The following is a 3,388-nucleotide window of genomic DNA, read 5'->3' as shown; positions in this document are numbered from 1 at the left end:
GTGTCTACGACGATGCTCCTATAGGTGTCAATTTCACTGAAGCGTGGAATAGGACGGACGGCAGGGTCTTTAGGATGCAGGTTGGCCCAACGTAAAGGTGAGTCGATGCCGTGCGCAGGTCGAGCGAGGGTTCGGCAAGCGGGTGAGGGGCTGCACATAAAACGTGAGGGGGCTTCGGTCAATTACCGACGCCCCCTCATCTGACCTGAGCTGTCAGATCAGCCCACCTGATGTTTCATGAGGCGTTCTCCTGAAGGAAGCTGATTTCTTCGGGCGCTGCCTTGAGGATGTCATCAGGACTGATGTTGAGGAGTGTTGGCAGGATTCCTGCGTCTTGCCACTCAACCGCTATGCCCGTCTCAGCGGGCACTGGATCGGGGAGCCTGAACCAGTAGGAGATATCCCACCTACCCATGCCGCCTCCTCCTGATAGGACCTCGGCGTGGACGCGTTGGACATCGCCACCTGGATTTCCGCTGTCTGCAAAGCGGGCATCTACACTGAATTGTCCTGTGCTTGGCTCTGAGAACGCAGCTTTTTGTGAACTTCGCCCATGTATATCCAGCCCCGGAGCGCTGAGTATCTGAAGCGTGAAAGTGAGAGCTCCAGGTAGAGCCTGCAGAGCCCGGAGGGCTATTACAGCTTTTTCACTTCTAGCGAGAGTGACATCGTATCCGGACAAGGGCGCGGACAGGACCATGCGTGGGAAAGGTTCAGAAGAGCCCCCGGAACCCCCGGGATAGATTTTTGTCATGCGTAACTCCCAGGATGATCAGTAAAAGCAGCGCTTATCAGGCGATGTCCGCCCGACACAGTCCGCGGTCTTTCCGGATTCGTATACCCAGCCGTAGCCTATGGCGTCTACCCACAATGTCAGACCAACGGTCAGGACGGAACCGCTGAGGTCAAGGTTGTTGTTCAGATAGGTGGTGTTTGCCCCCAATCGCAGGGAGGCCGTGTCCACTGCGTTTGTGACAGCGCCGTGGTTGACGGCAAACTGACGGAAGTGAGCCTCCTTAAATCGTCCGGTACTTGGGAAATATGAAGCGGTGTGGTCCAACCGGGAAGTTGTTGTTCCTGGGTTGACTGTTGTCCTGACGGAATACTTATCCGCAAGTTCACATCCATTGGGGCCGAGGCAATCGAAACCTTCTATCTTGGTCTCGAGATTGATCCAGTACGACCGGTCGCCAGCTGGCGCGCCACTGACCCTGAAAGTGTTGGGGTCGGATGGATTCGGGTCCGCCGCGACCGCTGATTGTTGAGTTTGTTTGAAAGTAGTCGGACTTACGTCGGGAAGACCGCTTCCTCTTCCTTGTGTGATGGCTGACGACGTCGGCGAAGGCTCACTTGATGTGGTCGTCGGATTGTCGCGCTCCAACTTGTCCTGTAGCGCGTCTAATTCCGCGAGAACAGTTGACGTCGGCTGCCCCTGAAGGCCCTCAACGGCCAGTTCCTCGCCTCCTTCTACCTTGTTCTGCCATGTGCTGACGATGCGTTTCGCCTTGTCTCGATAATCGGCGTCTGTAGCCGACTTCTGGGCGATGGCTTCGGTGATAGACCCGTCATTCACGGTGACGACAAAGATCTTGTCACTTGATGACTGCGACGGGGATGATTCAACTGCTGGACTGGAATTTAGGAGTTCCGCGGCCTGAGCGACGGGAATACCGCCGACAAGCATGATAGCGACAGCGGAACTAGCAGCGGTTGCTCTTAGTAGCGTTGATAACTTCAATGTTTCCCCCAAAATGCGTTCTGTGAATCGGACTACTGGATAGGTTCATCGAACGGACCTCATCCAGCGCAGGCGGTCTGGCAGGAAGGCCGAAATAAATCCAGTCAAGTGACTTTCCCGTCATTCAGCGAGGAACGTTATCAACGGTTGCTCTGACACAAGCAGACAGGACATCGCTTCGCTGGTCCGAGGTGGCCTTCAGGATTAACGAAAGCCACTGGCGGTAGTTCGCGGCCAGGGCGTCGTTGCGGAGGAGCCCGCGCTCCAGTAGGGAGATCTTCGAGGGCCATTGGCCCAGTTCGCGCGCCGCGGTGCTGATGGTGACGCCGAGTGTGGTGCGCGTCTGCCGGAGATCGCTGTTGTCTGGTGCTGGCTGGGGGTTGGTGATCTGGCGGTAGATCTCCCGGGCCGCATAGCGTTTGAGGCAGCGCATGATCTCCCGTTTGCTCTTACCTTCCGCTGTTCGTTTTGCCACGTACTCCTTGGTCCTTTGGCACGACGCCATCCGGACCAGGACCACCTGATAGAGGGCGTGATTGGCGTTGCGGTCACCGCCCCTGCTGAGCCGGTGGCGGGTTGTCTTGCCTGATGATGCCGGCACGGGGGCGACCCCGACGAGCGAAGCGAATTGGGCTTCGTTTCGCACCCGGTCCGGGTTGTCTCCGACGGTGACCAGCAGCTGGCTGGCCACATCCGTGCCGACGCCGGGCAGGTCGCAAAGCATCGGAGCATAAGCATCGAGGATTTCCTGGAGCGCCGCGTCCGCGGCGGCGATCTCTGCGGACAAGGCCTGGCAGCGCGTGGCCAAGGCTTTCAGCGTCACGAGGGTCACGTACTCCGGGTCAGCCGCGTGTCCCGAAGGTCTCGTGCGCTGCAGGGCAGTGATCAGTGCGGAAGTGGCCAGAGCCCGGTATTTGGCCCGGAGTTTGTCCGGGGCCGAAACGAGGAGGCCTTTGATCTGGTTGATGGCCGCGGTGCGGGCTTTGAGCGCCGAGGCACGTCCGGCGCGCAGAATCCGCAGGCATTCAACGGGCCCGTCTTTGGCTTTCGGGACCGACGTCGTCCGGCCGTCGAGCACCGATTTTGCGGCTTCGTAGGCGTCCAGCGGATCGGACTTTCCCTTCAGCCGCCGTTCGGCCCGGTTTGGTCGGTTCACTTCCAGTACTGTCAGCCCGGCTGCCCGGAGGGTCCTGGTGAGTTCGGCGCCGTAGGAGCCCGTTCCTTCAACACCGACGGCGGTGACCGTGCCGTAGCCGGTGATGAAGTCCAAGATCTTCCGGTATCCGGATCCCACGGACAGGAACTCCCTGTCCCCGAGGGGTTTGCCGTGTTCGTTGATAACGGCCACGTGGTGTGTGTCGGCGTGGGTGTCGATACCCGCGATGACTTTTGTTGGTTCGCTTGCCAAGATGGAAATTGCCCCTCACTCGCGTCGAATGCTGATTGATCGGGCGCGGGCCAGGTGGGCAGACAAAACGGTAATGGGACTGGTCGAATCAGGCTCCTATGAAGTCATGTCCGCCTGGCTCGACACCCTCTGACGGACCTTGAGCCGGCGGACAGATCGTCGGAAAGACAGTGCCGCCTGGCACGTCAATTTTTGGCTGGGTCACGCCGGCTCAAGGACTGTTCCAGTATTACCGTTTTTTG

General features: G+C 58.9%; 3 protein-coding genes. All 3 read right to left on the bottom strand.

Translation table 11 applies throughout. The annotated features are described in order from the left end of the window. Positions 1-235: 235 nt before the first annotated feature. The 3 genes from ABHM97_RS21440 to ABHM97_RS21430 all read right to left on the bottom strand — a co-directional run bounded on the left by ABHM97_RS21440 (position 236) and on the right by ABHM97_RS21430 (position 3,146). Positions 236-415 (bottom strand): hypothetical protein, encoded by a 180-nt coding sequence (locus tag ABHM97_RS21440; RefSeq protein WP_314323852.1) that lies wholly within the window; start codon positions 413-415, stop codon positions 236-238. A 357-nt stretch (positions 416-772) separates the two neighbouring features. Next, entirely contained in the window at positions 773-1,750 is a 978-nt protein-coding gene (locus ABHM97_RS21435) for a hypothetical protein (RefSeq protein ID WP_349472173.1), read from the bottom strand. A gap of 112 nt (positions 1,751-1,862) precedes the next feature. Continuing rightward, positions 1,863-3,146 (bottom strand): IS110 family RNA-guided transposase, encoded by a 1,284-nt coding sequence (locus tag ABHM97_RS21430; RefSeq protein ID WP_349472172.1) that lies wholly within the window; start codon positions 3,144-3,146, stop codon positions 1,863-1,865. Between the last annotated feature and the right edge of the window lie 242 nt (positions 3,147-3,388).

The sequence above is a fragment of the Paenarthrobacter sp. CAP02 genome (assembly GCF_040137855.1).
Taxonomy (GTDB): Bacteria; Actinomycetota; Actinomycetes; order Actinomycetales; family Micrococcaceae; genus Arthrobacter.
Note: the sequence above shows the minus strand (reverse complement) of the source record. Positions and strands in the feature narration are given on the sequence as shown.